2 protein-coding genes are annotated in these 1,820 nt (G+C 75.7%); both read right to left on the bottom strand.

Features of this window, described 5'->3' with window-relative positions; genetic code table 11:
* A partial coding sequence (locus tag ACWEVO_RS36015; RefSeq protein WP_452311867.1) for an ABC transporter ATP-binding protein occupies window positions 1–582 on the bottom strand: 582 nt, incomplete at its 3' end.
* A partial coding sequence (locus tag ACWEVO_RS36010) for a hypothetical protein (protein ID WP_452311866.1) occupies window positions 575–1,820 on the bottom strand: 1,246 nt, incomplete at its 5' end. The genes ACWEVO_RS36010 and ACWEVO_RS36015, both read right to left, overlap by 8 nt.

Genomic DNA, 1,820 nt, shown 5'->3' with positions numbered 1-1,820 from the left:
CTGGGCGCAGCGCCGGAGCCGGGCGAGCACGAGGTCCGCGGTCGCGTCGTCGAGTTCGGCGGTCGGTTCGTCGGCGACCACCAGGTCCGGCGGACCGACGCAGGCCGCCGCCACAGCGAGCCGTTGCTGCTCCCCGCCGGACATGGCGGTCGGCGGCGCCGCCATCCGGTGCGAAAGGTCCAGCTCGCCCAGCACCTCGGCCGGATCGACCCGCACGCCGCGCAGCCACGCCGCCTGCTCGACCTGGCGGCGGGCGGTCAGTTGGGGATGGAGGCCGTGCGCCGGACGTTGGGCGATGTAGCCGATGTGGCGTCGCCGCAGCCGCTGCAACTGCCGACGGGTCAGCGCGGCGACCGGCTCGCCGCGGTGGCGCAGGGCGCCACCGGCCGGCCGTTCGCGCAGGGCGAGGATTGCAAGCAGAGTGGACTTCCCGCTGCCGGACGGTCCGGTGATCGCGGTCAGCGTTCCGGACCGGATCCGTACGTCGACCCCGCGCAACGCCTGGGTGGCCCCCGTGGAGGTCGGGTAGAGCTGCAGCAGCTCGGCGCCGACGAGCAACGGCGCGGTGACGTGGTCAGGCATCGGTGCGATACGCCTCCTCCTCGCCTCGACCGGCACGCTGGAGGCTGAGCGCGGTCGCCGCCCCCGCCGCGACCAGCGCCGCCAGGGTGGCGACCAGGACTGCCGACGGCGTGAGGACGAGCCGGAACGCGGGTGCCTCCTCCGGGGCGACGTCGAGCAGCCGACCGGCCAACGGGCTGAGCAGCAGCAGCCCCGACACGGCACACACCAGCGCCAGGGCCGCGACGGCCAGCTGCTCGACCGCCCGGGACAGCAGCACCCGGGACCGCCCGAAGCCGAGCCGGGCGAGCATCAGGTCGCCCGGCCGATCGGCGGCCGCGCGGCGCTGGGCGTGGACGCAGAGCGCCAGCACCGCGAGCAGCGCCAGGCAGCTGCCGACGGCCACCTGGTAGCTGCCCGCCTGCTGAGCGGCGACGAAGATGTCGCGGCGACGCAGCTGCTGCGCGGTGTCGAGCTGGCGCGGCTGCACGCCATGGGCGCTCAGCACGGCGTCAACGGCCACGTCCGACGTGCCCCACAGCTCGGTACGAGCGAACAGCCCGGTCGCCAGGTTGTCGCGGGGCGCGAGCCGGGGGTCGACCGGACCGAACGTCGGGAACGCCGGCCCGCCGGGCACCACGTACATCGGTTCCCCGGCGTAGCGGGGAAACACGTCGACGGTGTCCACGATCCGCAGGCGTTCGCGCCACGGTCCGGCCTCGACCTGGATGACGTCCCCCGCGGCGGTCCCGTCGACGCCGACGGCGACAGCCGGCAGGGCGGTCGGCGAATCGGGGCCGATGCTCCGGGCGTCGGCGGCGAGCCGGCTCAGCGCGCGGCGAGCCCGGACCAGATCCGGTCCCTGACCCCAGGCGGCGGCGCCGACGAACGAGGCCGGGTCGACGACGAGCAGGTGCTGGGTACCGAACGTCGCCGCGTTCGTCACGTCGATCCGCCAGACCAGCGTGGTGCGGGGCGGCAAGGGCGGTGTGCGAACCCCGGGCACGGGCCCGGTCGGCGCCGGCTCGCCGGGCTTCGGCAGCGGTGGTTCGCGCACCGGGTGATCGTCGAGTTGCCAGGCGCCTTCGATGGCGGCGACCACCTCCGCACCGGAACGCGCCGCGACCCGGTCCTCGACCGTCGTACGGGTGGCCGCCACTGCCGAAAGAGCGAACAGCACCATGCCGAGACCGGCCGTCATGGCGGCGGCCACCGGGGCACGCCCGGGCTCGGACGCGGCGAGGCGCCGCCGGGCGAGC

It is taken from the genome of Micromonospora sp. NPDC003776 (assembly GCF_053605645.1).
This window is presented reverse-complemented; position numbering and strand designations above follow the sequence as displayed.